Source organism: Streptomyces sp. HNM0575 (assembly GCF_012726265.1).
Lineage (GTDB): Bacteria > Actinomycetota > Actinomycetes > Streptomycetales > Streptomycetaceae > Streptomyces.
Genome location: NZ_JAASAG010000005.1, coordinates 130,306 through 156,956, shown reverse-complemented (window position 1 = coordinate 156,956; position 26,651 = coordinate 130,306). Strand labels below are relative to the sequence as shown.

The 26,651-nt window shown below is 70.3% G+C and carries 25 protein-coding genes; 10 read left to right on the top strand and 15 right to left on the bottom strand.

The genetic code is table 11. The features are described 5' to 3' along the window. Positions 1 to 289: 289 nt before the first annotated feature. The 4 genes from HCC61_RS14325 to HCC61_RS14310 all read right to left on the bottom strand — a co-directional run bounded on the left by HCC61_RS14325 (position 290) and on the right by HCC61_RS14310 (position 4,584). Complete coding sequence (locus HCC61_RS14325) at positions 290 to 1,108, bottom strand: GAF and ANTAR domain-containing protein (RefSeq protein WP_169135820.1); 819 nt, start codon at positions 1,106 to 1,108, stop codon at positions 290 to 292. Positions 1,109 to 1,532: 424 nt separating this feature from the next. Continuing rightward, positions 1,533 to 2,135, bottom strand: coding sequence for an isochorismatase family cysteine hydrolase (locus HCC61_RS14320; RefSeq protein ID WP_169135819.1), 603 nt, complete (start codon positions 2,133 to 2,135; stop codon positions 1,533 to 1,535). Beyond that, a complete protein-coding gene (locus tag HCC61_RS14315; RefSeq protein WP_346777220.1) occupies positions 2,111 to 4,042 on the bottom strand; it encodes an MFS transporter in 1,932 nt (643 codons plus the stop codon). The genes HCC61_RS14320 and HCC61_RS14315 overlap by 25 nt, the downstream gene beginning before the upstream one ends. A gap of 80 nt (positions 4,043 to 4,122) precedes the next feature. Next, positions 4,123 to 4,584 carry a MarR family transcriptional regulator gene (locus HCC61_RS14310; RefSeq protein WP_169135818.1) on the bottom strand — a complete coding sequence of 154 codons (462 nt, stop codon included), beginning with the start codon at positions 4,582 to 4,584 and terminating at the stop codon, positions 4,123 to 4,125. A 162-nt stretch (positions 4,585 to 4,746) separates the two neighbouring features. Here HCC61_RS14310 and HCC61_RS14305 point away from each other — a divergent pair, with 162 nt between their 5' ends. Continuing rightward, complete coding sequence (locus HCC61_RS14305; RefSeq protein ID WP_169135817.1) at positions 4,747 to 7,197, top strand: glycoside hydrolase family 32 protein; 2,451 nt, start codon at positions 4,747 to 4,749, stop codon at positions 7,195 to 7,197. Between the two features lie 27 nt (positions 7,198 to 7,224). Further along, a complete protein-coding gene (locus tag HCC61_RS14300) occupies positions 7,225 to 8,517 on the top strand; it encodes an MFS transporter (RefSeq protein WP_240969002.1) in 1,293 nt (430 codons plus the stop codon). A 77-nt stretch (positions 8,518 to 8,594) separates the two neighbouring features. Here the strand turns inward: HCC61_RS14300 and HCC61_RS14295 are convergent, their stop codons facing one another. Continuing rightward, positions 8,595 to 9,101 carry a nitroreductase family deazaflavin-dependent oxidoreductase gene (locus HCC61_RS14295; RefSeq protein WP_169135815.1) on the bottom strand — a complete coding sequence of 169 codons (507 nt, stop codon included), beginning with the start codon at positions 9,099 to 9,101 and terminating at the stop codon, positions 8,595 to 8,597. A 168-nt stretch (positions 9,102 to 9,269) separates the two neighbouring features. Between HCC61_RS14295 and HCC61_RS14290 the strand changes: the two genes are divergently transcribed. Together HCC61_RS14290 and HCC61_RS14285 are read left to right on the top strand one after the other, a co-directional pair. Further along, entirely contained in the window at positions 9,270 to 10,355 is a 1,086-nt protein-coding gene (locus HCC61_RS14290) for a PP2C family protein-serine/threonine phosphatase (RefSeq protein ID WP_169135814.1), read from the top strand. Between the two features lie 34 nt (positions 10,356 to 10,389). Continuing rightward, on the top strand, positions 10,390 to 10,926 hold the full coding sequence (locus tag HCC61_RS14285; RefSeq protein ID WP_169135813.1) for a MarR family transcriptional regulator: 537 nt from the start codon (positions 10,390 to 10,392) through the stop codon (positions 10,924 to 10,926). A gap of 119 nt (positions 10,927 to 11,045) precedes the next feature. Here the strand turns inward: HCC61_RS14285 and HCC61_RS14280 are convergent, their stop codons facing one another. Next, positions 11,046 to 12,728 carry a chloride channel protein gene (locus HCC61_RS14280; RefSeq protein WP_169136038.1) on the bottom strand — a complete coding sequence of 561 codons (1,683 nt, stop codon included), beginning with the start codon at positions 12,726 to 12,728 and terminating at the stop codon, positions 11,046 to 11,048. A gap of 361 nt (positions 12,729 to 13,089) precedes the next feature. On the opposite strand from HCC61_RS14280, the gene HCC61_RS30700 reads away from it, so the two are divergent. The 3 genes from HCC61_RS30700 (at position 13,090) to HCC61_RS14270 (ending at position 15,402) form a co-directional block, all read left to right on the top strand. Continuing rightward, on the top strand, positions 13,090 to 13,293 hold the full coding sequence (locus HCC61_RS30700; protein WP_240968981.1) for a hypothetical protein: 204 nt from the start codon (positions 13,090 to 13,092) through the stop codon (positions 13,291 to 13,293). After that, positions 13,283 to 13,729, top strand: coding sequence for a DUF4142 domain-containing protein (locus HCC61_RS14275; RefSeq protein ID WP_240968980.1), 447 nt, complete (start codon positions 13,283 to 13,285; stop codon positions 13,727 to 13,729). The genes HCC61_RS30700 and HCC61_RS14275 overlap by 11 nt, the downstream gene beginning before the upstream one ends. A gap of 170 nt (positions 13,730 to 13,899) precedes the next feature. Then, entirely contained in the window at positions 13,900 to 15,402 is a 1,503-nt protein-coding gene (locus tag HCC61_RS14270) for an FG-GAP repeat protein (RefSeq protein ID WP_169135812.1), read from the top strand. 165 nt (positions 15,403 to 15,567) lie between these two features. Here HCC61_RS14270 and HCC61_RS14265 read toward each other — a convergent pair whose 3' ends face one another. The 3 genes from HCC61_RS14265 to HCC61_RS14255 all read right to left on the bottom strand — a co-directional run bounded on the left by HCC61_RS14265 (position 15,568) and on the right by HCC61_RS14255 (position 19,983). After that, entirely contained in the window at positions 15,568 to 16,248 is a 681-nt protein-coding gene (locus HCC61_RS14265) for a class I SAM-dependent methyltransferase (protein WP_169135811.1), read from the bottom strand. Positions 16,249 to 16,336: 88 nt separating this feature from the next. Then, positions 16,337 to 17,686: a class I SAM-dependent RNA methyltransferase gene (locus tag HCC61_RS14260; RefSeq protein ID WP_169135810.1), complete on the bottom strand. Its 1,350-nt coding sequence runs from the start codon at positions 17,684 to 17,686 to the stop codon at positions 16,337 to 16,339. 140 nt (positions 17,687 to 17,826) lie between these two features. Then, on the bottom strand, positions 17,827 to 19,983 hold the full coding sequence (locus HCC61_RS14255; RefSeq protein ID WP_169135809.1) for an APC family permease: 2,157 nt from the start codon (positions 19,981 to 19,983) through the stop codon (positions 17,827 to 17,829). Positions 19,984 to 20,052: 69 nt separating this feature from the next. Between HCC61_RS14255 and HCC61_RS14250 the strand changes: the two genes are divergently transcribed. Together HCC61_RS14250 and HCC61_RS14245 are read left to right on the top strand one after the other, a co-directional pair. Further along, positions 20,053 to 20,721, top strand: coding sequence for a TrkA family potassium uptake protein (locus HCC61_RS14250; protein ID WP_169135808.1), 669 nt, complete (start codon positions 20,053 to 20,055; stop codon positions 20,719 to 20,721). Positions 20,722 to 20,755: 34 nt separating this feature from the next. Then, the gene (locus HCC61_RS14245; RefSeq protein WP_169135807.1) at positions 20,756 to 21,418 is read left to right on the top strand and encodes a TrkA family potassium uptake protein; all 663 of its coding nucleotides are present in this window, start codon (positions 20,756 to 20,758) and stop codon (positions 21,416 to 21,418) included. Positions 21,419 to 21,614: 196 nt separating this feature from the next. Here HCC61_RS14245 and HCC61_RS14240 read toward each other — a convergent pair whose 3' ends face one another. From HCC61_RS14240 to HCC61_RS14220, 5 genes are all read right to left on the bottom strand, one after another. Then, the gene (locus tag HCC61_RS14240; RefSeq protein WP_169135806.1) at positions 21,615 to 22,544 is read right to left on the bottom strand and encodes a DUF3159 domain-containing protein; all 930 of its coding nucleotides are present in this window, start codon (positions 22,542 to 22,544) and stop codon (positions 21,615 to 21,617) included. Between the two features lie 3 nt (positions 22,545 to 22,547). Further along, positions 22,548 to 22,958 (bottom strand): OB-fold nucleic acid binding domain-containing protein, encoded by a 411-nt coding sequence (locus HCC61_RS14235; RefSeq protein WP_169135805.1) that lies wholly within the window; start codon positions 22,956 to 22,958, stop codon positions 22,548 to 22,550. A gap of 301 nt (positions 22,959 to 23,259) precedes the next feature. Further along, entirely contained in the window at positions 23,260 to 24,051 is a 792-nt protein-coding gene (locus HCC61_RS14230; RefSeq protein WP_169135804.1) for a DUF3710 domain-containing protein, read from the bottom strand. A 1-nt stretch (position 24,052) separates the two neighbouring features. Continuing rightward, a complete protein-coding gene (gene dut, locus HCC61_RS14225; RefSeq protein ID WP_346777194.1) occupies positions 24,053 to 24,574 on the bottom strand; it encodes a dUTP diphosphatase in 522 nt (173 codons plus the stop codon). Further along, positions 24,571 to 25,134 (bottom strand): PaaI family thioesterase, encoded by a 564-nt coding sequence (locus tag HCC61_RS14220; protein ID WP_206322519.1) that lies wholly within the window; start codon positions 25,132 to 25,134, stop codon positions 24,571 to 24,573. Before HCC61_RS14220 ends, dut begins: the two co-directional genes overlap by 4 nt. 241 nt (positions 25,135 to 25,375) lie before the next feature. Between HCC61_RS14220 and HCC61_RS14215 the strand changes: the two genes are divergently transcribed. After that, entirely contained in the window at positions 25,376 to 25,852 is a 477-nt protein-coding gene (locus tag HCC61_RS14215; protein WP_169135802.1) for a DUF3093 domain-containing protein, read from the top strand. A gap of 41 nt (positions 25,853 to 25,893) precedes the next feature. Here the strand turns inward: HCC61_RS14215 and HCC61_RS14210 are convergent, their stop codons facing one another. After that, positions 25,894 to 26,586 carry a hypothetical protein gene (locus tag HCC61_RS14210; protein WP_346777193.1) on the bottom strand — a complete coding sequence of 231 codons (693 nt, stop codon included), beginning with the start codon at positions 26,584 to 26,586 and terminating at the stop codon, positions 25,894 to 25,896. Between the last annotated feature and the right edge of the window lie 65 nt (positions 26,587 to 26,651).

The following is a 26,651-nucleotide window of genomic DNA, read 5'->3' as shown; positions in this document are numbered from 1 at the left end:
CGCCGGGGAACTGGCAGCACAGCATGGAGTGGATGCCCAACTCGCGGGCGCGGCCCGCGAATCGCGGCCAGCGCCGCCTCCAGCGTCGCCTTGAACGCGAGCGCGCTCTGAAGGCGGGTGAGGACCTCTTCCGGCCGGGGCACGTCCAAGGGACGGTTCCGCTGGTAGCACTCCATGCAGGGGCCCGTGAGGTCCTCCGCGGCAGTGCCGGCCATGGCCACGAACGCTCGGCTCACCTGCTGCTCACGGCTCATGATCCGCCTTCCGCAAGCGCAACCGCGAGCCCTGGTCACCGGATACCGAAGTCGTCCGTGCGGTCGATGACGTCCCTGGCCACCTCGGTGACCGTCCTGTCCAGTGCGAAGGCGCGCCCGCGGAGCCTGGCCATGGCGGTGTCGGCGTCGACGCCGAGCCGGACCATGAGCATTCCGGTGGCCTTGAAGACCTCCTCATGGCCGGCCTCGGGCTCTGTCACCCAGGCCGGGCCCGGGTCCGCCGCGTCCGGCTGCCTGAGGTGCGACACCGAGAGCGCCAGGGCGACGGCGTCCCCGGCGCGCAGCGCGAGACGCATGGCGTCGCCGGGCAGCGCTCTGGGAGAAGCGCCGTAGAGATCCAGCGTCCCCATGACGCTCCCGGCCATGTCCAGCGGGATCGAGAAGACGCAGTCGGCTCCGGCCGCGACCGCCTGCCGCGCGAACAGCGGCCAGCGGTGTACGTCCCGGCCCTGGGTGAGATCGCTCGCCGAGACCGGCGCGCGCAGCTCGATCGCCTGCCGGCAGAGCCCCTCACCGAGGCTGTACTGGATCTCGGCGAGCCGGGCGGCCGACTCGTCGCTGGCCGAGAGCGTCACGCGAGCACCGCTGCCGCCGAGTACGGAGATCGAGGCACCGGCCACCGGCAGCACCCGTACGCAGGCCGCGCACAGCCGGGCGGGAAGCTGCTCCAGAGGGCCGCTGCGAAGCTCCGCGGTGATCTCCGAGACGGAGACGGAACTCTCCGCCGGCGCCGCCGAGTTGCCTCCCTCCTCCGCGTCCCGGCCGTACTCGGGACCGTCGTCCGGGCCCTCGCCCCGGCCGTGCTCTCTGCGCACCGCTTCACCTCCGATCACGGCGCTCCTGCACGTCACCCTAGGGAAAGCGATCCGGTCCGTACGCAGGGCCCGCCCGATCCGTCCGTCAGCACGCGTCACCACTTGACGCGGACGCATGCACGAACCCGAGGGAAAACACGGCTCTACGGCGGCCTGCCGACGGGCGGGCCCGCGCGCCCCGTCACGCGCGCCCCCGTCACGCGCGCACCCGCGCACCCACACGCACCCGCAGGCGTCACAAACGGACGGATGTGCAGACGCGCAGACGCGCAGACGCGCGGATGCGCAGACGCGCCAACTACCGCCTCTCACAACGGTGTCGACCGAATCGACGGCGGGCGCTCAACCGGCATTCCGAATAGTGGCGGCGGGGCTCTGCCTCGGAGTCGCCGACCTGGTGCCGTTCACGGTCCTGGTGGCGACGGACAGTTCACCGCCGGTGTCAGGGATGTGACGCCGACGGATCCGCGCCCGCCTTCTCCGTCGCGGCCACCCACTCGTCGACGGTGGTCACCTCCGCCTGCCTGGGGAACACCCGCTCCGTGAGCACGCGGTGGACCTCCTCGTCGCCGTCCAGGCAGCCGTCGGCGAGAACGGTGAGCGCGAAGTCCAGGTCCGCGGCCTGGCGCAGGGTGGAGAGCACGACACCGCTGGTGGCGATGCCCGTGAGGACGAGACCGTCGATGCCCCCGGCCCTGAGCACCACGTCGAGGTCGCTGCCCGCGAAGGCGCTGACCCGCTTCTTGGTGACGACGATGTCGCCCGCCACCGGCGCGACGTCCGGGTGGATCTCCGCGCCCGGGTCGCCCTCGGCGAAGCCGCCGCCACCGCTTCGGGCGATCGCGCTGAACGACGCGTTACGCGGGCTCACTTCGGGGTGGCCCGCACGGAACCCGATGACGACGTGGATCACCTGGATCCCGGAGCGGCGTGCCGCGTCCGTGGCCCGGCGCAGCCCGCCGAGGTAGCCGCCGTCGCCGTCCCCTCCGATGCGGTCCACGATGCCCTGCTGCACGTCCATTACGAGAAGGGCGCTCTTGGCCATTCCTGCTGTCCTTTCGTGGTGTCGTTCCCGCCGGACCGGGCGGGAGCCCCGTCACCGCCGGAACCCTTGCCGTACGAGTCCTCGCCATACGAGTCCTTGCCGTACGAGTCCTCGCCGTACGAGTCCTTGCTGCCCGGCCCCTCGCCGTCCGGATCCGTGACGCCCGGCCCCTCGCCGCCGGGGCCCTTACCACCGGGGCCTTTCCCACCGGGCCCCTTGCTGTACGGACTCTTGCCGTACGGCTCCTTGCCGTACGGCTCCGCGCCGCGGCGTCCACGCAGCCCGGAGGCGAGCGCGGCGACGAGAGCCATCGCGGTGGCCGCGCTGAAGACCGTGACGAGCCCGTGGTGGAAGGCTCCGGAGACGAGTTCGGGGAAGAAGCGGGTGCCCGTCAGGGTCCGCACCGCGTGCTCGGGCAGCCGCTCCAGCACGCCGCTGGGCCCGAGGAGATGCCCGATCGGGTTGTGGCCGAGGAAGGTGGCGAACAGCGTGCTCACCGGGGGCAGTTCGGCCACGTGACCGGCCGTGCCCGCGGGCACGCCGTGCGAGCGCAGACCGCTCTCCAGGGCCCCGGGCAGCGAGCCGGCCAGACCCGAGATCATCAGCGAGAAGAAGAGCCCGATGGACAGCGCGGTGCCCGAGTTCTGGAACGTCGAGCGCATGCCGGAGGCGACCCCCCGCTGCTCCGGTGCGACGCTGCCCATGATCGCGGAGGTGTTGGGGGCGGAGAACATGCCCTGGCCCAGCCCGCTGAGCAGCAGCAGACCCGCGAACGCCGGGTACGCGAAGTTCACCGGCATCGCGAGGAGGCCGACGAACGCGGCGGCCACCAGCAGCAGTCCGGTGGTGGAGAACAGCCGCGCCCCGAAGCGGTCCGAGAGATGACCGGAGAGCGGCCCGGCGATCAGGAACCCGACCGTCAGGGGCAGCATGAAGATCCCGGCCCACAGCGGCGTGCTCTCGAACTCGTAGCCGTGCAACGGCAGCCATATCCCCTGCAACCAGATGATCAGCATGAACTGCATGCCGCCGCGGGCGATCGCGGTGAGCAGGGCCGCCAGATTGCCGGCGGCGAACGCGCGGACGCGGAACAGCCCGAGCTGGAACATCGGTTCGGCGACCCGGTTCTCGGCGACGCAGAACAGTGCGAGCAGCCCCACGCCGGCAGCGAGTCCGCCCAGCACCCAGGGGTTGGTCCAGCCCGTGGAGTGGCCGCCGTAGGGCTGGATCCCGTAGGTGATGGCGGCCAGCAGCCCGCCGGCCCCCACGGTGAAGGTGAGGTTGCCGATCCAGTCGATGCGGCCCGGCCTGCGCGAGCCGGTCTCCCGCAGACTGCGGTACGACCAGAAGGTGCCGACCACCCCGATCGGGACGCTGATCCAGAACACCGCGCGCCAGTGGACGGTCGCCAGCAGTCCTCCGGCGAGCAGCCCGAGGAACTGGCCCGCCAGCGCGGTGATCTGGTTGACGCCGAGGGCCATGCCGCGCTGGCGGGCCGGAAAGGCGTCGGTCAGGATCGCCGCCGAGTTCGCGGTGAGCATCGAGCCGCCGAAGGCCTGCACGACGCGGAACCCGATGAGCCACAGGGCGCCTCCCCCGCCGCGCAGCGGATCGAGGGAGAGGGCCAGCGACGCGCACGCGAAGATCGCGAAGCCCATGTTGTACATCCGCACGCGCCCGTACATGTCGCCGAGCCTCCCGAGCACGACGACGAGCACCGCGGAGACCAGCAGGTATCCCAGGATCATCCACAGCAGATAGCCGATGTTGGCGGGCAGCAGCGGGTCGAGGCCGATGCCGCGGAAGATCGCCGGCAGGGAGATGATCACGATCGAGCCGTCCATGGCCGCGATCAGCACGCCCAGCGTCGTATTGGACAGCGCGACCCACTTGTAGCGCCCGTCCACCGGGGCGGGCCCGGAGGCGCCCGCGGAGCCGGAGGGACTCGAAGTGCCCGAAGCGCCGGGCCCGTTGGGCCGTCCCGTCGTCACAGCTGTTCCGCCAGGCGTTCCAGGAGCGGCAGCACCGAGTGCAGCGTCCGGCGCTCGGAGGGCGTGAGCTCCTCCTCGATCGCGTCGGTCAGCAGCCGTACGGATTCCGACCGGCGGTCGGCCAGCAGCCCTCGCCCCGATTCGGTCACGGACATGGCGGCCCGTCGCCCGTCGGCTGCGTCCTGCCGCCGGACCACCAGGCCCCGCTCCTCCAGCGCGGCGAGCGTGGAGGCCACGGCCTGCGGACGCACCCGCTCCAGTTCGGCGAGCGAGCCCGGTGACGCGGCACCGTCCCGGTCCAGCCGCGCGAGCACGGAGACCTCGGAGAGCGTCAACTCCCCCACGCTGTGGGCCTGTCGCACGCGGCGGGCGATGCGCCCGACGACCAGCCGCAGCGCGGCCGCCACCTCCGCGGCATCGCCGGACCTCGGCCCCGCCCCCGTTGGCACTTTCTTCATGGGTGCTAACCATAGGTTAATCAAGCAGATGTAACTACCTGCGGACGGAATCCCGTGCGTGCGGCCGGATGCGGCTTGTCTCATACGTTGACGAGTCGGGCGAGCAGTCCCATCATCCAGCGTGATGGCATGTCCATGCCCTAATTCAGAGGGTGGGTTCACGTGCGTCGAAGAGCCTTGCTCGTCTCCCTGGCCGCGCTCCTGCCGGGCACACCGACCTTCGCCCGCCGCGTGTCCGTCTCGCCGGCCGCGCTACGGGCCGGCACACCGGCCGTCACCGGCGGCGTGCCGGACTACCCGGAGTTCCCCTACCCGCCGACCGCCTACGACGAGCCGTACCGGGGCCGGTTCCACTTCAGCTCCCGCTCCGGCTGGATGAACGACCCCAACGGCCTCGTCCACGCCAACGGGCACTACCACCTCTTCTACCAGCACAATCCGCACGGCCTGTCCTGGGACACCATGCACTGGGGCCACGCCACCAGCCCCGACCTGGTCCACTGGACGCAGAAGCCGGTCGCGCTGGAGCCCGGCGTCCATCACGGCACGCTCTTCTCCGGCGGCGGCGTCGACGACAGGGACAACACCTCGGGTCTCAAGACCGGTTCGCTCGACCCGATCGTCGTCTTCTCCAACACCGACGGCGTGAGCGTCTTCTACAGCAACGACGACGGGCGGACCTTCCAGGAGTACGACAAGGGCCGCAAGGTCATCGAGATCCCCGACGAGAGCCGCGACCCGAAGGTGTTCTGGGACGCGGCCCGGCAGCGCTGGGCGATGGTGGTGTGGTCCTCGCAGGGCGGCAACGGGGTGGACGTCCACACCTCGCCGGACCTTCTGCACTGGACGTTCGCCAGTCGCTTCAGCGCCCCATGGCTCTTCGAGTGCCCTGACCTGTACCCGCTCGACCTGGACGGCGATGCGGGACGGCGCCGCTGGATCCTGACGTCCGCGTCCAGCCAGTACGTCGTCGGCTCCTTCGACGGAGAGACCTTCACCACCGACTGGCAGCAGCCGCAGCTGATGGACCTCGGCACCACCCACGCGGGCGGCGGCTTCTACGCAGCGGAGACGTTCACCAACACACCCGACGGACGCACGGTGCAGATCGCCTGGCAGGGCGGCAACGAGGGCAGCACCTGGACGGGCAACGCCACCTTCCCGGCGGCGCTCGCCCTGGTGACCAGCCCCGACGGCCCCCGCATCACCCGCACCCCCGTCGCCGAACTCACCTCCCTCGCCTCGGACATGAGGACCTGGAAGAACACGACGGTCGACACCGCCGGGAAGGGCAACCTCCTCGCCGGCGTCAGGGCCGACACCTATGAACTGACGGCGCAGTTCGACCTCAGGGGCGCGACGGCCAGGCAGTTCGGCTTCGAGTTGCACCTTCGCCCGGACGGAACCGCCGACCGCAAGGTCGTCTACGACACCGAGGCGCGGACGCTACAGGGCAAGCCGCTCGAGCCGAGAGACGGCAGAATCGCGATGCGCATCCTCGTGGACCGGGGGCAGTTGGAGATTTTCGCCGACGGCGGCCTGTACTCCCTCTCCGACAACGCCTTCTTCGATTCCTCCGCTGACAGCCAGGGCATCGGGCTGTTCTCCGTCGGCGGGACGGTGACGCTGGACAGCGCGACCCTGAGGCGCCTAGGCAGCAGTTGGGGCACCGGCCAGTCCACGCTTCAGAGCAACCTGAAGGGTCCCTGGCACGCGGTGAGCGGAGCATGGACCGACGTCAGCGGCGGCAAGCAGGCGTCCACCTCCGGTGACGCCTTCTACCTCAGCGCCACGGGCGGAAGCGACGCGACCTACCAGGGCGACATCCGCCTCGAATCCGCGCGGGCCGGTGGTCTCACCTTCCGCGCCGACGAGGCGGGCGCCGGATACACGGCGGACATCGACACCAGCGGAGCGGTCAAACTCCGGCGCCCGGGACACGACATCGCGACCTTCAAAACGACCATCGCCGAAGGACGCACCCACCACCTGAAGGTGCACACGAACGGCAACCGCATCCGCATCCATCTCGACAACGGCAACGACCCGGTCATCGACGCCACCGACGACACCTACACCGACGGGCAGTTCGGAGCGCACGTCTACGGCGGCACCGCCACGGTGCAGAACCTCGACACCGGATCAGGCGGCTTCGCGGCATTCCCCGCGGGACGGTGGACCCCGTACGCCGGTACGTGGACCGTCGAACCCGACGGGTTGCACGGCCGCAGCGCGCAGGACGGCTTCTACCTCAGCGACCGCACCGGCACGGACTTCACCTACCAGGGCGACCTCACCGTCACCAACGGCACCGCCACGGGCCTCACCTTTCGCGCGAACGGGACAGGAGCGGGATACACGGCGAACATCGACACGACCGGCGCCGTCAAACTCTGGCGCCCGGGACGCGATATCGCGACCTTCAAGACGACCATCGTCGAAGGACGCACCCACCACCTGAAGGTGCACACGAACGGCAACCGCATCCGCATCCATCTCGACAACGGCAACGACCCGGTCATCGACGCCACCGACGACACCTACACCGACGGGCTGTTCGGCGTGAACGCCTTCGCGGCGAACACCATCGCGCAGAATCTGACCGTCAGTTGAGCGGCTGAGTCGCAGACTGGAACGGTGATGGAAGCGCGAGACGGCACGGCGACCGATGATGAGCAGGCCAAGAGGGCAGCGGTGCGCCCGCTTTCCTATCGACGCGTACTCATCTCCCGCAACGTGCCGCAGCTGCTGGTGGCCGCTTCCGCGTCCCGGCTCGCCAATTCCATGCTGCTGTACGTCATCGTCCTCTACGTCATCGCCCGGTTCGACTCGGCCGCTGTCGCAGGGCTGAGCGGCTTCTTCCTGGCACTGCCGGGATTCGTGATCAGTCCCGTCGCCGGAGCTGTGCTGGACCGGATGGGAGCCGTGCGCGCGGTGGGCTTCGACATGGTATGCAGCGCGGTCTTCATCGGCGGCATCGCGGCCTTGTCGATTTCCCGACTGCTCACCGTCCCCCTGCTGTTCGTGCTGCTGACGCTCTATTCGCTGACCAGCCCGCTGTCCACCGGCGGCATACGCACCCTCTTCCCCCGCCTTGTTCCGGAAACCGCCTACGACAAGGCCAACGCCCTTGACCTGAGCACCTTTTCGATCATCGAGGTGGGTGCGCCGCTCGTCGCCGGTGTCCTCTTCCCTCTTGTCGGTCCCGACCCCACGCTGCTGTGCGTGGCAGGCATGTACGTACTCGCCGCGCTCAGCCTGGCGCTGCTGCGCGGCGGGGCCCTCGCCCCTCCGGTGTCCGGCGAGCGGCGGCTGCTGCGCTCGGCCTGCGAAGGGATCACGTACCTGCTGCGCAACGCCACCCTGCGTGGTCTGGCTGTGTCCTATTCGCTGTACCAGGTGGCCTCGGGCATGCTGATCGTCATCGTCCCGGTGGCCGTGGCCGCCTGGCTCGGCGACGGCCGGTCGGCCGACCGTTACACAGGTCTGATGTGGGCCGTGGCAGGGTTGTTCGGGGCGATCGGCGCGCTGGCTGCGGGGAAGCTGCTGCACGCAGGAGTGGAGCGCCGCTACATGCTGGGAGCGACGCTGGTCACGGCCGTCGCCATCTTCCCGTTGAGCGCTCTGGGTTCGCTGCTGACGCTCGCCGCCGGGCTCGCTCTGGTCGGGCTGATGGAGGGCCCGATCAATGTCAGCCTGCTCTCGCTTCGTCAGCGTCGTACGGATCCCGGGTGGCTCGGACGTGTCATGACCGTCTCCATGAGCGTGAACCTGTCCGGTTTCCCCGTCGGGACCGCCCTGGGCGGCCTGCTGGCCTCCCACTCCCTCACGGCGGCCTTCGCGGTGGCCACCGTGATGACCTTGCTGTCCGCCGTGAGCGTCCGTGCCCTCGTACCCTCCGCTTCCGGCGGGGCCCTCCAAAGCGGCGGGTAGACACGTACCGGCATCTTCTGTTGAAAGCTTGATCGAGGATGTTCGGCTCCGTTGTCCGCGCGATGTGTTCCGCGAGGTCACCGCAGCCGAGCGTCGGTGTCGGCGTCCAGGCGTACGAAGGGGATGGCCCGGCCCGCCGTCCTGAAGCCGGCATCGGTGCCGTCCGCAGGAAGTCCCATGAAGGCGCACAGGCGACGCGCAAGCCGAGGGTGCCGCCGGCCGTTGCGGGCCATGATCTCGGCACCGGCCTCGGACGGGAGGAAGTGTGCTGTGACGGCGTGATGGCGGTTGCCCACCTGGATCGTCGTCCTCGGTTCCGCCTGGAGGTTGAGGTACCAGGCCGCCGTGGGGCCGAAGCCCGATGCGATCGTCCAGTTGCCGTCGGCGGGGTCGCACTCCACCACTTCGAGGACCACTCGGCGGTCCAGGCCGGTGACGCGGCCCTTGTGGTGCAGCAGGAGCAGCCGGTTGCCGAAGACCCATGCTGCCCGCCACCGGAAGAGGACGATCGGGAGGCGTGCGATGAGGCGACGCCAACCGACGGGGAGGGGCGGCCGGTTCGGTGTGGTCTGTCGGTCGGGCATCCGTGCCTCCCGGAAGACGGATATATCAGCTCTCGATATCTGTTGAGCAAAAGGCGACCGGGAGCGGCCGCCGCCCGACAGGGATCTTTGCACAGTCTAAAGGTGGAAGTAGTCTGCGCCGGAAGTGCTCAGGTATCTCGCCCGTGCTGTGACATCTCTGGAGGGCGCATGACCGTGGAGAGACCGACGCCCCGTTCCGCGGTGCTGGCCTGGATGCCGGTGGCGGTGATGTCCGTGGTGGCTGCGGCGGACGTCGTCGCCGGGGCGGGCGTGGGGTTCCTGCCGCTGGTCTCCCTCGGGCCGGCCTTCTCCGGGCTGGTCGGCGGATGGCGGCGTACGGCGGTGATCGGCGCGGTGGCACTGCTGTTGTCGATCGGGCTCGGCTTGTACGACGGACTCTTCGAAGAGCGGCGGGGGTTCACGGCGATGGTGTCGGTAGCGGGTGTCACCGGCGTAGGCATCGCTGCCGCGGTGATGCGCTCCCGCCGGGAGGCGGAGCTGGCCAGCGTGCGGTCGATCGCGGAGGTGGCTCAGAGGGTGCTGTTGCGGCCCGTACCGCGGACTGCGGGCGCGCTGCGGGCGACTGTGTCGTACACCTCGGCCGTCGCCGAGGCACGCATCGGCGGTGACCTGTACGAGGTGGTGGCCTCACCGCACGGGATCCGCGTGATCGTGGGGGATGTGCAGGGCAAGGGCCTGGGCGCGGTGGAGACCGCCGCCGTCGTGCTCGGCGTGTTCCGGGAGGCCGCACATGACGAGCCGGACCTGATGGTGGTGGGCGAGCGGCTGGAGCGCAGCGTGGCCCGGGAGTTGGAGGGGGAGAAGTTCGTCACCGCCGTCCTCGCGGAGATCGGTCACGATGAGGCCGTCCTTCTCAACTACGGTCATCCGGCGCCCATGGTCGTGCGCCAGGACGGGACCGTCGACTTCCCGGAACCGCCCTCGTACGCGCTTCCCCTGGGCCTGGGCGCCTACAGCAACGAAGGAAGGAAGCCCTACCGGGTCGGCTTCACGCCCGGGGAACAGCTGTTGCTGTACACCGACGGCGTCACCGAGGCCCGGGATGCGGGCGGTTCCTTCTACCCGCTCGGCGACCGGGCGGACTTGCTCAAGGAACCCGACGCGGACCGCGCGCTCGAGAGCCTCCGCGAGGATCTGGTGCGGCATGCTGCGGGACCGCTCCACGACGACGCGGCCATGCTCCTCCTTCGCTATCACGATCACGCGGAAGGAGATTCCGTCCCCATCGGGTGAGAGGGCTGCAGCTTCGGCACGGTAGAAAGGACACATGGCCGAACGCGAGCTCCCTGCGGGGACCATGGACGATGTCGATGCGGTGACCCGGGCGGTCCTGACCGCGTCCCGTCTGCTGGTGGCGGTCTCCGCTCGCTCCCTCGCCGCGGTTGAGGAAAGGGTGACGCTGGCTCAGTTCCGCATGCTGGTCGTGCTGTCCACCCGGGGAGCCACCAAGCTGGTCGCGCTCGCGGAGCTGCTCCAGGTGGCACCGTCGACTGCCATGCGCATGGTCGACCGGCTCATCGCCGCCGGCCTCGCCCACAAGCAGACCAACCCCGACAACCGCCGCGAGACCCTCTTGCGACTCACCGACGAAGGCCGTCGCACCGTCGAGGACGTCACGGCCCGGCGCCGCGTCGAGATCGCCGAGATCGTCGCGCGGCTGGGTCCGACGCAGCGGCTTGCGCTCATCGAGGCGCTCAACGCCTTCAACAAGGCCGGAGGAGAGCCGCCGGCCCCCGCCTTGGACGACCCCGAACTGCATCCGCTCGGCTGGGTCATGGACGCTGCGCCGGCGCGCGAAGCCTGACCCGTCTTTCTTGCACAGTTCTTTCTTGCACAGTGCAAATCAAGCCTCGTACACCGGCGGCAACATGGGCGACGACCATCCGACCGCTTCAAGTTCCTTGCCCGCATGGGGAGTTCTGCTCAGGCGACCGGGCGGTGCACAGCGCGCAGGACGCTCTGGTGACTGAGCCAGCCGATCGGCTTGCCGCATTCGGCGTCGAGGACGGGAACGCCGGTTCCGGCTGCCGACAGCAGGACGGGCATGGCCTGCACGAGGGACTGATCCGCGGTGACCGCCCCTGGCGGCTCGGCGAGTTGGCCGATCGATGTCGGTGCGGTCTCCGGTCGTTCCGTAAGAGCCTCGGCCACGGCCTGGGCGGTGGCGACGCCGACGTAGTCCCCGGACTCGTCGATCACCGGGAGCGCGCCGTGGCCGGAGAGCGGGAGCAGGTCGGCGGCCTCGGCGAGTGTGCCGGCCGCAGCGAGTGGTGCGGGTAGGGGCTCCATGACGGCGCCTACCCGCTGGGGGCCGACCGGTGCGCCAGGGGCGGCCTTTTCGAGGTCGATGCCACGGCGGCGCAGCTTGAGTGTGTAGACGGTGTCGCGGGTCAGCAGGCGGCTGCCGGCGGTCGCCAGCACGATGGCGAGCATCAGCGGAAGAATGATCGAGTATTCGCCGGTCAGCTCGAAGAGGATCACCACGGCGGTGATCGGGGCCCTGGCGGCTCCGGCGAACACCGCGCCCATGCCGACGAGGGCGTACGCACCCACGGCGCCGCCCGAAGCAGGCAGCAGGTGGTGGACGCCGATGCCGTACGCGGCCCCCAGCATCGCCCCGATGAACAGGCTGGGCGCGAAGACCCCACCCGAACCACCGGCGCCGATGGTCAGGCTGGTCGCCAGCATCTTGCCCACCAGTAGCAGAAGCAGGAAGCCGGTCGCGTATCCGCCCTCGGCCGCCTTCTGGAGCACCGGGTACCCGACGCCGTACATCTCCGGCAGAGCCAGCAGCACCGGACCGAGCACGAGACCGCCCACCGCCGGGCGCAGCCACTCCGGACCACGCCAGAGCCAGTCACAGGCGTCCTCGATCAGATACAGCAAGCGCGAGAATCCCACCCCGACCACCGCCGCGACCATGCCGAGCAGGGCGAACAGGCCGTACTGAGCGAGATGATCGACGTGGAAGCCGGGCAGGTTCAGGAAAGCCCTGTCGCCGAAGGCCGCCCGTCCCATGACGCTCGCGGTGACGCTGGACAGCACGGTCGCACCGAACGCCTCCGCGGAAAACGTGCCGAGGACCAGCTCCATGGCGAAGAAGACGCCGGCCAGCGGCGCGTTGAAGGTGGCCGCGATCCCGCCCGCAGCACCACACGCGACAAGGAGCTTCATTCTTCCCTCAGGCATCTTCGTCACGCGGCCGACCGTCGAGCCCAGCGCCGAGCCGATCTGCACGATCGGGCCTTCGCGGCCCACCGAGCCTCCAGAGCCGATGGTCAGTGCGGAGGCGAGCGTCTTGACGACGGCGACCTTCGGGCTGATCCGCCCACCGCGCTGAGCGACCGCGAGCATCACCTCAGGCACGCCGTGTCCGCGTGCCTCCTTGGCGAATCGGTTCACGAGCGGCCCGTAGAGGAGACCGCCGATGACCGGGGCCAGCAGGACGAAGTACGCCCCGAGCCACGGCACTTGCGGATTGCCCGCCCCTGGAGCAGCCGCATAGTCGGGGTGACCGGAGAAGAGCCGCGTGAAGGTCGTGACGCACCAGCGGAAGATGACCGAACCCGCACCGGTCCCCGCACCCACCACGACGGCGAGCAGCATCAGTCCCCACGGAGCGGTCCGGACCGGCGCCGGCGTACGGCCGTCCTGTGCTTTCTCCGACGACCGCCTGCCGCCGGCCGTTGTCGCCATGCCACTCACCGCATCCCCTTCCACTCCCTTGCATTATGCAAAATAGGTCGCGGCGCCGGACGCCCGGGGTCGCGGCAGGGAAGCGCCCCGGATCGACGGCACGGCAGCGAGGTGGGCGGCGATCTGCCGGGAGCGCGATCCGATGTTCTGCACCGCAACGGGATCGGCTGCTGCCACGGTCCTTATCGACTCCGGATGAAGCCCGGCAGCGTTCCCGACTACATCGCCAACGTCCTTTGCACAGTGCACCAGTTGCGGAAGAGGAGGCGGGATGAGGTCGTTCCTGGCGAACGGACGAGCGATCGGCACCGTTGTGGTCGTCATCGGTCTCGTAGCGACATTGGCGGCACTGGTGATGCCGAGCCCCTGGTTCGAGGGGAACCGGAATATCGCGAAGGCCCGAGCCGGATGGCAGGACGACGGCAAGGGGGACGTGGAAGACGAAGTACGGGCCGCTGACTCCGATGGGACGTGACTTCATCCGGAAGGTGCGCTCGGCAGGATTGTGGGAACTGCCCGCTGGTCGCTCCGCCCAGGAACGGGGCACCACGAAGTCCGTACGGATCGCCGGCGACCATCTCGTAGCAGGCCACACGGAGTTGGACAGGAGAGCCGTCAAGGCCGGGCGGGCCATGGGGGTTTCGCTCCCGACTCAGCCGACCGGCTCGCAGCAGGAGTACCTGGGCGACATGGAGAAGGCCAGGGGCAAGGACTTCGACAAGGTGCTCGTCAACCACCTGCGGAAGCAGCACGGCGTGGTCTTCGGCATCATCGGCCTGGTGCGGGACCAGACCCGCAACTCGATAGTCCGATCCTTGGCGACCAGGGCCAACGCCATCGTCCTCGATCACATCACCGTCCTGGAAGACACCGGACTTGTGAACTTCGAGAAACTGAACGACGTGAAGTGACAGGCGCTGGTGCGCCCTTGCGGGTCGGCGTGGCGGGTCGGGCGCGGTGATGCGCTCGTCCCCGGGTGGAGTCCGGGGAAGGACCGGCTTCTCGGCCGGGAGTTGAACCGATCGGCGGCTTCCGGGCGTCCTTCTCCGGACCACCCCCCGTATCCGAAGGAAACCGAACCATGAGCCATGTAAAACGCCCGGCCGACCGCAGCGAGCCGCGCCCCCGCAAGGTGCGGGTCGCCCGTGTTACGGCATCCGCCGCCGCCTTGGTGCTGGCGACCGCCGGCGGATTGACCGCCTGGTCACTCTCCTCGCCGAACGCGAACGCCTCGGGAGAGCAGAACAAGCCGGCTGCGAAGAAGTCCGACAAGGGAGAGGACTTGAACGGCGACGGCTACGCGGACCTGGTGAGCGGCGCCCCCGGAGGAACCGTCAGCGGCAAGGCGAATGCCGGCTACGTGACCGTGACGTACGGCTCAGCCAACGGGCTCGACACCTCGCACAAGAAGCTGGTGGACCGTTCGACAAGCGGCGTGCCCGGATCGGCCGCCGGCAAGCAGCAGTTCGGCGCGTCCTTCAGCAAGGGAGACCTCGACGGCGACGGCTACGGCGACCTCGTCATCGGTTCCCAGGACGCCTCGGCGGGCAGCGTCGTCCTGTGGGGCTCGGACAAGGGCCTCACCGGCGGCACGGCCATCCCCTCGTACGGGATCACGCCGCAGATCGGCGACTTCGACGGCGACAAGAAGGCCGACCTCGCCCTGCTCGGCGGCCCCGGTCTGAGCGGGGACGAGCCGGTCAAGCAGTCCGCGGCCCTGTGGAAGGGACCCCTCACGCGGTCCGGGACCCCTGCCAAGAAGCTCGACTACCTGGAGAAGTCCGAGTGGGACAGCGACACCAACAGCGCCAAGTCGATCAGCGGCCCCTCCACGGCCCGCGGCGTCGGTGATGTCAACGGCGACGGCCGCCAGGACCTCGCGCTCTGGCGCTACGAGGGAGACGGCGTCTACAGCAGTGACGCACTGCTCGGCAGCGCCTCCGGCTTCAAGGTGTCCAAGGGGCCCGAGGACGGCGCCGAGGACATGGAGACGGGCGACGTGGACGGCGACGGCTACGACGACTTGGTGGCGAGCGAAGGAAGCGACCTGGAGGACCAGGTCACGATCGTCTTCGGCTCGAAGAGCGGCCTCTCCGGCCGCAAGCAGACCTTCAACCAGAGCCTCGACGGGTTCCCCGGTGAGCCGCCCGAGAGCGGCGAGAATCTGGGCTCCTGCGTCTCGGTCGCGGACGTGACCGGCGACGGCCGTGCCGAGGTCGCACTCGGCATCAGCCAGAAGGACAGCGGGGAGCAGCACGGCGCGGGCGCGGTCGCCCTGCTGCACGGCTCCAAGTCGGGCGTCACCGGCACCGGCAGCCAGGTACTGGACCAGGACTCCCCGGGCGTGCCCGGAGTCGCCGAGTGGAAGGAAGAGTTCGGCGCGGCCTGCACCCTTCTCGACGTCAACGGCGACGGGCACCGCGACCTCAACGTGTCCTCGACAATGGAGAACGACTCCTCCGGCGCCGTGTGGTCACTGCGCGGCACCGGCACGGGCCTCACAACGAAGAACGCGGCCTCCTTCGGACCGAGCGACCTCGGCACTCCCGCGAAGAAGGCGCAACTCGGAAGCTCGCTCCGCTGAACCGGACCGCGGCCGGGCCCCCGCCCAGCGGGCCCGGCCGCGGCCCCGCATCTGCCGTACGGGAACGCCCCGTTCACCCTTCACACAACGGCGGCAGCAGCCGGTCGGGCCCCGGTGCCTTCTCAACGTGGGTGTCGTGTCCGGTCGGTCCTCCACGCGTCACCACTACGAAGAAGGGTCTTCCAAGCCCTGGCGGTGCGCCAGCAGCACGCCCAGCGTGCGCGCTGCCGACGTGAGCGTGGGGTGGGCCTCGACTTCGAAGCCGGCCTCGTCGAGCCAGGCGGCGACTTCGCTCGGCCGGCGACGACGGACGTAGGACTCCGGCCGGCTCTCTGCGTTCTCCTGGTGCTCGGGCGGAGACGTGTCGCCGACATGGAATCCCAACAGCAGCAGACCGCCCGGCCGCAGCACCCGATGGAAGCCGGCGAGGACCGCGCCGAGCGCGTCATCGGGGACGTGAATGATCGAGTACCAGGCGATCAGGGCGGCCAACGAGCCGTCCGCAAGGTCGAGTCGAGTCATCGACCCCACCTCGAACCGCAGACCGGGATGCTCCCGCCGCGCCACCTCGATCATCCGGGGCGACAGATCGATACCGAAGGCGTCCACACCGAGCTTCCTCAGGTGGGCGGTGATCCTCCCGGGCCCGCACCCCACGTCCGCGACGAGCCCGCCGCCGAGCGCCCGCACCCGCTCGGCGAACAGCGCCATCACGTCCCGCTCGGCCGGCAGCCTCTCCAGGAGGTTTCGCACCTCCTCCGCGTAGCCGGTGGCGTCGGCGTCGTAAGACGCCCGGGTGTCCGCCAGCCACCTCTCAGCCTGTGGGCCTTCCCGTCCGGTGCTCACGCCCGCAGGCTAGCCCAGCAGCCGGTCGCCGCGTCCGACAGCGCACAACGCCCGCAACGCGCATGATGCACATCGGTGAAAGCGCAGCTCAGGAGGTCTTGGCCACCGGCTCCAGGATCGCCACGCACTCCAGGTGGTGCGTCATCGGGAAGAGGTCGAAGGCCCGAACGAAGCGCGGCACGTACCCCGCGTCGCGGAAATAGCCCAAGTCCCTTGCCAGCGCGGCCGGATCGCACGCCACATAGCCGACGCGGCGCGGCCCCAGCCCCGCGATGCGGCCCACCGTCTCCTTGCCCGCGCCCGCGCGCGGCGGGTCCAGGACGACCAGGTCGGCCTCCTCGATGCCCGTGCGCGGCAGCACCGACTCGACCTTGCCCTGCTCGACACGGACCCGGGGGAAGTCCGCCAAGTTGTGCCGGGCGTCGTCGACGGCCCGCTTGGACGACTCGATTCCGAGCACGGCACCGCTCTCGCCGACACGGTCGGCGATCGCGCCCGCGAAAAGGCCGGCGCCGCAGTACAGATCGAGCGCCATCTCGCCCTTGCGCGGCGTGAGTCCGCGCATCAGCGCGTCCACGAGCAGCTCCGCGGCCTGCGGATGCACCTGCCAGAAGCCTCCGGCGCCGACGCGCCACGTGCGGCCGTCGGCACGCTCGCGTACGAAGTCCCGGCCGTGCACCCGGTGCAGCCTGCCCTTGTCGCCGCCGCGCTCTCCCGTCCTCAACACCGAGACGGGACGGTCCAGTTCGACGAGCGGAAGCCTGGCCCCGGGCCTGGGCGTGAGCACCACCTGGCGGTCCTGGGAGCCGGTGGCGGCCGTGGCCTCGATGCCCGCCATCCCCGGCCACTCGCGCCGTTCGACGCCCAGTTCCTCCACGCCGGGGGCCGCGATCAGGCAGTGGTCGACGGGCTCGACCTCGTGCGAGCGGTGGCGGCGCAGACCGGCACGGCCCTCCTCGTCGACGGCGAACTGCACCCGCGTACGCCACCCCGGGACCTCGCCCGCGGGAAGCTTGTCGCCCGGAGCGGGCTCGACGGTGCCGTCCCACGAGACGTCCTCCGGGGTCATCTGCGCCAGCCGCCAGAGCTGTTCGGAAAGCACCTCGCCCTTCATCCGGCGCTGCGCACCCGGTTTGACGTGCTGCCAGTCGCAGCCGCCGCAGCGCCCTGGACCGGAGAAGGGACACGGCGCGGTGATGCGGTCCTTGGCGGCCTCCAGCACCTCCACGGCGTCCGCGCGCAGGAAGCGCGAGTCCTCGCGTCCCTCGGTGACCCGGGCGACGACCCGCTCGCCGGGCAGCGTGTGACGTACGAAGAGCACCCGCCCCGCCGACGTACGGGCCACGCAGTGCCCGCCGTGTGCGACGGGGCCGATCTCGACCTCGTACTCCTCGCCGACGAGCGAGGGAGCGGGGGCGTCTGCGGGGGCATCGGGCATGGCGGGTGAGCTCCAGAGGTACGGAAGTGGAGGCGGAAGCCGGTGCCGGCGACGCGGACGGCGCGACGGCCGGCGGCCCGGCGGCCCGGGGCCTCGACGGCGGCGTGAACGTGCGCGAGTACGCGACGCGACCGTGCAGTCTACTGCCCGTCGCCACCCGTCCCGCCGGGCGCTCCCCCGCCGCTCTTGCCGTTACCGCTCTTGCCGTTACCGCTCTTGCCGTTACCGCTCTTGCCGTTGCCGCCCTTGCCGTTGCCGCCTCCGCGCCCCGCTCCCGGACGCGCCGCCGGTCCCCGCCGGACGGAGCCCGGAGCGCTCCACTCCGCGCGCTTCCTGAGCCGCTTGCGCGCCAGTTCGGAGGACTCCAGCTGCCAGGGGACGGAGGTCACCATGACGCCGGGCGTGTAGAGCAGCCGTCCCTTGAGACGCAACGCGCTCTGGTTGTGCAGCAGTTGCTCGTACCAGCGGCCGACGACGTACTCGGGGATGTAGACGCTGACGACGTCCCGCGGATTCTCCTTGCGCAGCCGCTTGACGTAGTCGATCACCGGGCGCGTGATCTCGCGGTACGGGGAGTCGAGGATCTTCAGCGGCACATCGATCCCGGCCTCCTCCCACTCCCTGCGCAGCTGCACGGTCTCCTCGGCGTCGACGCTGATGGTGAGGGCCTCCAGGGTGTCGGAGCGCATCAGCCGCGCGTACGCGAGCGCGCGCAGCGTCGGCTTGTGCGTCTTCGATACGAGCACGATGGAGTGCACCCGCGAAGGGCGTACGCGCTTCTCGTCGGGGTCGTCGGCCTCCAACTCCTCGGCGACGAGGTCGTAGTGGCGCCGGATGGCGGTCATCACGCCGTAGAAGAGCAGCATCCCCAGCAGCGAGACCCAGGCGCCGTGCCCGAACTTGGTGATCAGCACGACGACCAGCACGAGGCCCGTGCAGAACGCCCCGAAGGTGTTGATGGCCCGCGAGCGGTGCATGCGGCGGCGGGCGGTGGGATCGCGCTCCTCGGCGAGCAGCCGGTTCCAGTGCCGGACCATGCCGGTCTGGCTGAGGGTGAAGGAGACAAATACGCCGACGATGTAGAGCTGGATGAGGCGGGTGGAGTCCGCGTTGTAGACGACGACCAGTATCGCGGCGGCGCCGGCCAGCAGCACGATGCCGTTGGAGAAGGCCAGACGGTCGCCCCGGGTGTGCAACTGCCGTGGCAGGTAACGGTCCTGGGCCAGGATCGAGCCCAGCAGCGGGAAGCCGTTGTACGCGGTGTTCGCCGCGAGGAAGAGCACGAGCGCGGTGGCCGCCGCGAGGAAGATGAAGGGGAAGGTGCCGTCCCCGAAGACGGCTGCGGCCACCTGCGAGATGACCGGATTCTGCGCGTAGCCGGAGCCCGCGGGCCTGCCGTGGATGAACAGGTTCGTCGCCGGGTCCTCCGCCATCTTCACGCCCGTGACCAGTGCCAGGACGATCACCCCGCAGAACATGACGACCGCGATCAGGCCCATCATGGCGAGCGTCGTGGCGGCGTTGCGGGACTTGGGCTTGCGGAAGGCGGGCACTCCGTTGCTGATGGCCTCGACGCCCGTGAGCGCCGCACAGCCGGAGGAGAACGCACGCAGCAGCAGGAAGGCGAGTGCGAACCCCGTGAGCCCGCTGCTGTGTTCGGCGTGGATCTCGAAGTCCGCGGTGGGCGCCCTCATCTCCTGACCGAGCACGGCCCCGCGTATGACGCCCCAGAGGATCATCACCATGACGCCCGCCACGAAACAGTAGGTGGGGACCGCGAAGAGCTTGCCCGACTCCCGTACACCGCGCAGGTTCATCAACGTCAGCAGCACGATCGTCGCGACCGCCGCAAGCGTTTTGTGCTCCACGACGAACGGCACGGCGGAGCCGAGGTTCTCCACACCCGACGCGATGGACACCGCGACCGTCAGCACATAGTCGACGAGCAGCGCGCTCGCGACGGTAAGCCCGGCCCGGCGGCCCAGGTTGGTGGTGGCCACCTCGTAGTCGCCGCCGCCGGAGGGGTACGCGCGCACGTTCTGCCGGTACGAGGCCACCACCGTGAACATCAGCACCACGACCGCCAGGGCGATCCACGGGCTGAAGTGGTAGGCCGAGACCCCCGCCACGGACAGCACCAGCAGTACCTCGCCCGGTGCGTACGCGACCGACGACAGCGGGTCGGAGGCGAAGACGGGAAGCGCTACCCGCTTGGGCAGCAGCGTTTCGCCCAGCCGGTCGCTGCGCAGGGCACGCCCGAGCAGAAGTCGCTTCGGTAGATGGGTCATCCTTGGCACGGGGAGGATCGTATGCGGTCAGCCGTGCGATGCTGAGACGGCCCGCTGTATGTGACGAGAGGGACGGGCGTGCATGTAGTGATCATGGGCTGCGGCCGGGTCGGCGCTGAGCTCGCACAGGCGCTGGAGCAGCAGAGCCATACCGTCGCGGTCGTGGACCAGGACCCGACGGCCTTCCGCCGCCTCGGTTCGGGCTTCGGCGGGCGCCGGGTGTCCGGGGTCGGCTTCGACCAGGACACGCTGCGCGAGGCCGGGATCGAGGAGGCCGGGGCGTTCGCCGCGGTCAGCAGCGGCGACAACTCCAACATCATCGCGGCCCGGGTGGCACGCGAGATGTTCGGCATCGAGCACGTCGCGGCACGCATCTACGACCCCAAGCGGGCCGAGGTCTACCAGCGCCTCGGCATCCCCACCGTCGCCACGGTGCGCTGGACCGCCGACCAGATGCTGCGCCGGCTGCTGCCCTCCGGGGCGGAGCCGCTGTGGCGCGACCCCAGCGGCGGGGTGCAGCTCGCGGAGGTGCACACGTCGCCGGACTGGGTGGGCCACCGGGTGAGCAGGCTCCAGGAGGAGGCCGGGGTCCGGGTCGCCTTCCTCACGAGAGTGGGCGAGGCGATGCTGCCGACCTCGGAGACAGTGCTTCAGGAAGGCGATCTGGTGCATGTGATGATGCCCTGCGATCAGATCGCCCAGGTGGAGGCCGCCTTCGCGAACGGACCCGAGGAGGGCCGGTCGTGACGGGCGCACGCACAGCGGACAGGGAGCTCTGCCGATGAGGGTAGCCATTGCGGGCGCGGGCGCCGTGGGCCGCTCCATCGCGGGCGAGCTGCTGGAGAACGGGCACGAGGTGCTGCTCATCGACAAGGCTCCGACCGCCATCTCCGTGGAGCGGGTGCCCCAGGCGGAGTGGCTGCTGGCCGACGCCTGCGAGATCACCTCCCTCGACGAGGCGGCCCTGGAGCGCTGCAACGTCGTGATCGCGGCCACCGGCGACGACAAGGTCAACCTGGTCGTCTCGCTGCTCGCCAAGACGGAGTACGGCGTCCCGAGGGTCGTCTCACGCGTCAACAACCCCAAGAACGAATGGCTGTTCAACGAGTCGTGGGGCGTCGACGTAGCCGTCTCGACCCCGCGTCTGATGTCGGCGCTCGTCGAGGAGGCCGTGAGCGTCGGCGACCTGGTGCGGCTGCTGCGCTTCTCCCAGGGCGACGCGAACCTCGTCGAGCTGACGCTGCCGCCGGAGGCGGCGCTGGCCGGCACACGCGTCGGCGACGTGACATGGCCCGAGGACACGGCCCTGGTCACCATCATCCGGGGCAACCGCGTCCTGGTGCCCGACCGTGACGACGCGCTGGAGGTGGGCGACGAGCTGCTGTTCGTGGCCGCACCCGCACGCGAGGCCCAGCTGGAGGACCTGCTGTCGGTACGGGGCTAGGCCCTGTCCCGGTCCTGTACCGACCCTGTACCGCCATGCCCCGGGACGGGCTGGACGGGCATGCCGTACCGGAACAGGCCGTACGGGACCGGGCACGTACCGACGGGACGGGCCCTCCACACAGAAGGGTGCCGAGAAGGGCCCGTCAGCAGCGGTGAGCAGGCTCAGCGGTGCGGCAGGCTGAGCGGGAGCGGGCTCAGCGGCGGTGCCGCCCGCCCGAGCCGCCCGGCCCGGGGCGCTGCGGGCCGGAGCCCGTCTCGTCCCGTAGCGCTTCGGAGTCGGCGAGCAGGTCGCGGCCGGTGTCGTCGAGGAGCCCCTCGCCGATCGCGTCGAGCGTGCTGCGCTCCTGCTGCTTCTGCTCCTCCTGGCGCTCGCGCTCCTTCTCGGCCTCTTCCTCCGCCTCCATCTCCGCGATCACGTTGATGGGGGCGGGCGCCTTAGCCAGGAAGATCCACGTCAGATAGACCGCGAGCAGGAAGGGCGGGATCTTCAGCGCCACCGTCACCCAGCCGAAGCGGGTCGTGTCCCCCCACAGATACAGCGGGAAGAGGACGGCCGACTTGCCGAGCAGGATGAGACCCCACGCGTAACTGGCCTTCGTGTAGGCCTTCTTGCGGCCCGGGTTCCGCTTGCGCCAGGACAGGTTCTCCTTGAAGACCGGCCCGAGCACCAGCCCCAGCAGCGGCACTCCGGCCACGGCGGTGACGATGTACGCGACGGCCAGGCCCAGCGTGTAGAACATGCCCGGCAGATAGAAGTCCTTGGCGTTGCCGGTCATCATCGCGAAGAGCACGCCGAACGCGACTCCGAAGACGCCGCTGAAGGCGTGCTTGACGGTGTCGCGGCGCACCAGCCGGAAGACGCCCATCACCGCGGAGATCGCGAGAGCCGTCAGGGCGGCGGCGTGGATGTCCTTGTCGACTGTGTACATGGTGATGAAGACCAGGCCGGGAAGCGTCGTCTCCACCAGTCCGCGGAGACCGCCGAAGGCTTCGAAGAGCGCGGCTTCGGTCACGGCGCGGGAGGCGGGCGCCTCTCCGTCGGCCCCGGTCCCGGATCCGGATTCCGAGCCTGCACCGGGATCTGCTCCGGTTCCGTCCGTGGTCGGCTTGTCGAGGGGGGTCACCCACTACTCCTGTCCGAGGGGTCGCAACTCGTACTTCGGGTTGAACATCACCGGGCGGCCGTGGTTCATCGAGATCCGCCCCCACGCGATCAGGCCACGGCCCGGTTCGATACCGGCGATGGCCCGACGGCCCAGCCAGACCACGTCCAGCGCGGCGGACCCGTCGAACAGCTCCGCCTCCAGCGTCGGCACCCCGGCCCGCGGACGCAGGGTGACGGTGCGCAGCGTACCCGTGACCCGCACGACCTGACGGTCACCGCAGGCCGCGATGCGGGTGCAGCCCTTGCTGTCGGCCTCCTGCCGCAGCTCCTGCGAGTGCAGGTCCTCCTCGGAGGAGGACAGCCGCTCAAGGAACCGCCGGAAACGCCCGCCTGCGCCCCGCTGTTCCTCATCTGCTCGGGTGGCGCCTGTCATGCTGCCCAGCGTACCGGTGGAGCCGAGCCCCCATGAGGGCGCGGGGATTCCGCCGGGAGTCTCCCGGCAGCAGCGATCCGGGCGCCTGCGCCGGTCCGCGCGAGAAGGCCGGAGGAGACAACTGCAAGGCGGGACAAGGCGCCTGGAAAACAGCGAGCCGCCGGCGGCCCCGCCCAGGGGCACGCACGGCGGCTCACTGCTCTCGGCCGTCAGTGCCGTCACGACCTTCATGACCGGCACGATCGTCCTGACCGTCACGGTCCCCGGATCGTGTCCCGGATCCCCGGCGGCCTTCGTACGCTCAGCGGACCTCGGTGATCTCCGGGCCGCGCTGAAGCTTGTCGAGCCCGCCGGCGAAGCGCGAGCCCTCCTCGACGGTCTCCTGCTGCACGCCGTCCGGCACCATCTGTGCGTCCTCGGGCAGCTTCAGCACGATCGGGTCGCGCGGCGCCATCGGGGACTCACCGCGCACGATGACCGTGTCGCGGAAGACCTGCTCCAGCAGCCCGCCGGTCTGCGGCTGGACCGCGCCCTGACCGGAGATCACGCCGCGCAGGAACCAGCGGGGGCCGTCGACGCCGACGAAGCGCACGACCTGCACGCCGTTCGTACCGTCGGGCAGCTGCACCGGGACCTGGGCACGCAGCTCCCAGCCCAGCGGCCCCTCGACCTCGTCGATCACGCCGCCCTGCCTGGTGATGCCCGTCGCGATCTCCTCGCGCACCTCGTCCCACAGGCCCTCGCGCTTGGGGGCGGCGAACGCCTGGAGCTGGAGGGCGCTGTCCTGCACGACCAGCGTGGCCGCGACGATCGACTCCCCCGCGACCTCGACCCGCAGCTCCATTCCCTCCACGCCCGGCACGTACAGACCGCCGAGATTCACGCGGCCGTTGCCGGGGTCGGTGACCTCGCTCACGTCCCAGGGGCCGTCGGGGCGCGGCGCCGGCGGCAGCTTCACGCGCGCCCCCTCGGCGTCCGTGACCGCGCCTGCGGAGCGGGAATCGTCCGGCGCGGCGTCCTCCTCGTACGAGCCGAAGTCGTCCGAGGTGCCCTTCTCAGGCTCTTCGCTCTTGTTGCGACGACGTCCGAACACGTCACTGTCCTCTCAGGTCGGAATGCCGGTCGGCCCCGACCGGAACGTAGTCATTCTGATGTGCGGCGGCCTGGCTGTGACCGCCTGTGGAGCCGAATCCCCCTGCGGCCCGCGCCGAGCCCGGCAACTCCGCCACCTCGTGGAAACGCACCTTCTCCACTTGCTGGACGACGAGTTGGGCAATGCGGTCGAGACGCTCGAACCGCACGGTCGTACGCGGATCAAGATTCGCCACGATCACCTTGATCTCTCCACGGTACCCGGCATCGACCGTTCCCGGTGCATTCACCAACGAGATACCGCAGCGGGCCGCCAGCCCCGACCGGGGGTGGACGAACGCCGCATAGCCCTCGGGCAGCGCGATGGAGATTCCGGTGGGCAGCACGGTGCGCTCCCCCGGCGCCAGCTCGGCGGCCTCGGTGGTCACGAGGTCACAGCCGGCGTCGCCGGGGTGCGCGTAGGACGGCACGGGGACGCCGGGGTCCAGGCGCCGCAGCATGATGTCGACGGGGTCCCTGCTCACGGGTTCACCTCGAATGCCCTCGCCCTGCGCACCTGGTCGGGGTCCGCCATGGCCGTCTTGATCTCCTCGTCCCGCCCGTGTTCGGTGAAGTGCTCGACGTTCACCTTGATGAACAGGGCCTGGGCGCGCAGGGCGACCGGCCCGTCGGGCGCCCCGATGCGGCCCGCGGCGCTCGTGAAGACCTTCCGCCCGTCGACGGCGGTGACCTCAGCGCCGAGGTGGAGGACCGTGCCGAGCGGCACGGGCCGTACGAAATCGGTCTCCAGGCGGCCCGTCACCATGACCGTATGCATGAGCCAGCCCAGCGAGCCCATCGTCTCGTCGAGCGCGGTGGACAGCACACCTCCGTGTGCGAGGCCCGGGGCTCCCTGGTGCACGGCCCGTACGGTGAACTCGGCGGTGACGTCGACCCCTTCGCCCGCTCTGACCTCCAGGTGAAGGCCGTGCGCCTGGGCGGCGCCGCAGCCGAAGCAGTGCTCGTAGTGGGAGCCGAGGAGCGCTCCGGGCGGCGGTGCGCTGAGATGCCGTACCGCCGCGTCGGCGCCGGCCGGCGGCGTCAGCGGAGTCCTGGACGATGTCGTCGGCGGTGTCGTCGGCGGGGCGGGCCGGCCGCCCTCCGGCGCGTTCCGCGATCGGGCTGTACTCACGTGTGCAGACCCTACCGCCGGGTCACCGGACGACGGCCCTCAAGCGGCCCGGGTACTTCTCACAGGACCTGGTGGCTCGTCCCGTGCCCTCTGCCCCGGGCTTCCCCCCGGAGCCCGGCCGCGGCCTCCGCACGGCGCGTGACAGGCTTGGCGCATGACCGCTCAGCAACAGCCCTACGACGAACGCCTCACGGCCCCCGGCTCCTGGTGGCTCATCGCCGCCCTGGTGGGCGTCGGGGGTGCGCTGGTGATGTTCCCGCTGGGCGTTCTGCCGATGCTCGCGGGGCTGGCGGCGTCGGGGGTCCTCGCGGCGCTCGCGGTCAGTTCGTACGGCTCGGCACGCATCCGCGTCGTCTCCGGCTCACTCGTCGCGGGGGACGCGAAGCTGCCGCTGTCGGCGCTCGGCACCGCGCACGTGCTGGACGAGGAGGAGGCCTTCGCCTGGCGCACGCACAAGGCGGATCCGCGTGCGCACATGCTCCTTCGCAGCTATGTCCGCACCGCGGTGCGGGTGGAGGTGACGGACCCGGACGATCCGACGCCTTACCTCTACCTCTCCACGCGTACGCCGCGACGGCTCGCCGATGCGCTCTCGGAAGCCGGGGAACGGCGGACGGCGCCGCCGCAGTGAATGCCTCGGGGCAGGAGAACTACGGGGCGGGGGCCGGGAGTTCAGTGCGAGGAAGGCGGCAGAGCGGGCCTGCCGGAAGTGGCGCCGAGACGCTGCGTGCCGCTGCCTGAGCCGTCCCCGGGCGGCAGCGCCTCCCAGCCGTCGCCGTGTGCACGGAGATCTTTCCTGATCTTCTCGGCGATCTTCTTCGTGTCACGGCTGTTCATCACGGCGCCCACCGCGGCGCCCACCAGGAAGGGCGTCAGGTTCGGAAGGTTGCGCACGGTGCGCTTGAGCAGCTGCTGTCGCAGCTCGCGCTTCATCTGGCCGCCGAGGGCGGCGTTCAGGGTCGTGGGCCGGGTGACGTCGATGCCACGCTCGGAAGTCCACGCCCCCAGGTAGGCGGTGGCCCGCTGCTTCGCATTGCCGGGCGGCCGCCGTCCGTACAACTCGTGCAGCTCGGCGATGAGTTTGAGCTCGACGGAGGCCACTCCGACGATCTCCGCGGCGAGTTCGGCGGGCATCGCCGGTGGTACGGGCAGCATCGCGGCCGCGCCCACTCCCGCACCGACGGTCGCCGAGCCGCGAACCGCTCCGGCGACCAGCTTGTCCGCGATCTCCTCCGGGCCGAGCCCGGGAAACTGTCTGCGCAGCGTCTCGAGGTCCCGCACCGGGATCCGGGGCGCCGTCTCGATGACGCGGTCGGCGACCACCCCGAGGAAGGCGCGCACCTTTCCGTCGCCACGCTGCTTCACTGTGTCGCCGTCTCCCGCGGTCCTGCCGCCCCCCTTGCGCGGCCACGGGAGAAGGGACCGCTGAC

Excerpts from the sequence above, each read along its gene's own strand:
- HCC61_RS14320 (WP_169135819.1), bottom strand. The coding sequence starts at position 2,135 with ATGGCCAAGAGCGCCCTTCTCGTAATGGACGTGCAGCAGGGCATCGTG.
- HCC61_RS14310 (WP_169135818.1), bottom strand. The coding sequence starts at position 4,584 with ATGAAGAAAGTGCCAACGGGGGCGGGGCCGAGGTCCGGCGATGCCGCG.
- HCC61_RS14300 (WP_240969002.1), top strand. The coding sequence starts at position 7,225 with ATGGAAGCGCGAGACGGCACGGCGACCGATGATGAGCAGGCCAAGAGG.
- HCC61_RS14295 (WP_169135815.1), bottom strand. The coding sequence starts at position 9,101 with ATGCCCGACCGACAGACCACACCGAACCGGCCGCCCCTCCCCGTCGGT.
- HCC61_RS14290 (WP_169135814.1), top strand. The coding sequence starts at position 9,270 with ATGACCGTGGAGAGACCGACGCCCCGTTCCGCGGTGCTGGCCTGGATG.
- HCC61_RS14285 (WP_169135813.1), top strand. The coding sequence starts at position 10,390 with ATGGCCGAACGCGAGCTCCCTGCGGGGACCATGGACGATGTCGATGCG.
- HCC61_RS14280 (WP_169136038.1), bottom strand. The coding sequence starts at position 12,728 with ATGCTGCTCGCCGTCGTGGTGGGTGCGGGGACCGGTGCGGGTTCGGTC.
- HCC61_RS30700 (WP_240968981.1), top strand. The coding sequence starts at position 13,090 with ATGAGGTCGTTCCTGGCGAACGGACGAGCGATCGGCACCGTTGTGGTC.
- HCC61_RS14275 (WP_240968980.1), top strand. The coding sequence starts at position 13,283 with ATGGGACGTGACTTCATCCGGAAGGTGCGCTCGGCAGGATTGTGGGAA.
- HCC61_RS14270 (WP_169135812.1), top strand. The coding sequence starts at position 13,900 with ATGAGCCATGTAAAACGCCCGGCCGACCGCAGCGAGCCGCGCCCCCGC.
- HCC61_RS14260 (WP_169135810.1), bottom strand. The coding sequence starts at position 17,686 with ATGCCCGATGCCCCCGCAGACGCCCCCGCTCCCTCGCTCGTCGGCGAG.
- HCC61_RS14245 (WP_169135807.1), top strand. The coding sequence starts at position 20,756 with ATGAGGGTAGCCATTGCGGGCGCGGGCGCCGTGGGCCGCTCCATCGCG.
- HCC61_RS14235 (WP_169135805.1), bottom strand. The coding sequence starts at position 22,958 with ATGACAGGCGCCACCCGAGCAGATGAGGAACAGCGGGGCGCAGGCGGG.
- HCC61_RS14215 (WP_169135802.1), top strand. The coding sequence starts at position 25,376 with ATGACCGCTCAGCAACAGCCCTACGACGAACGCCTCACGGCCCCCGGC.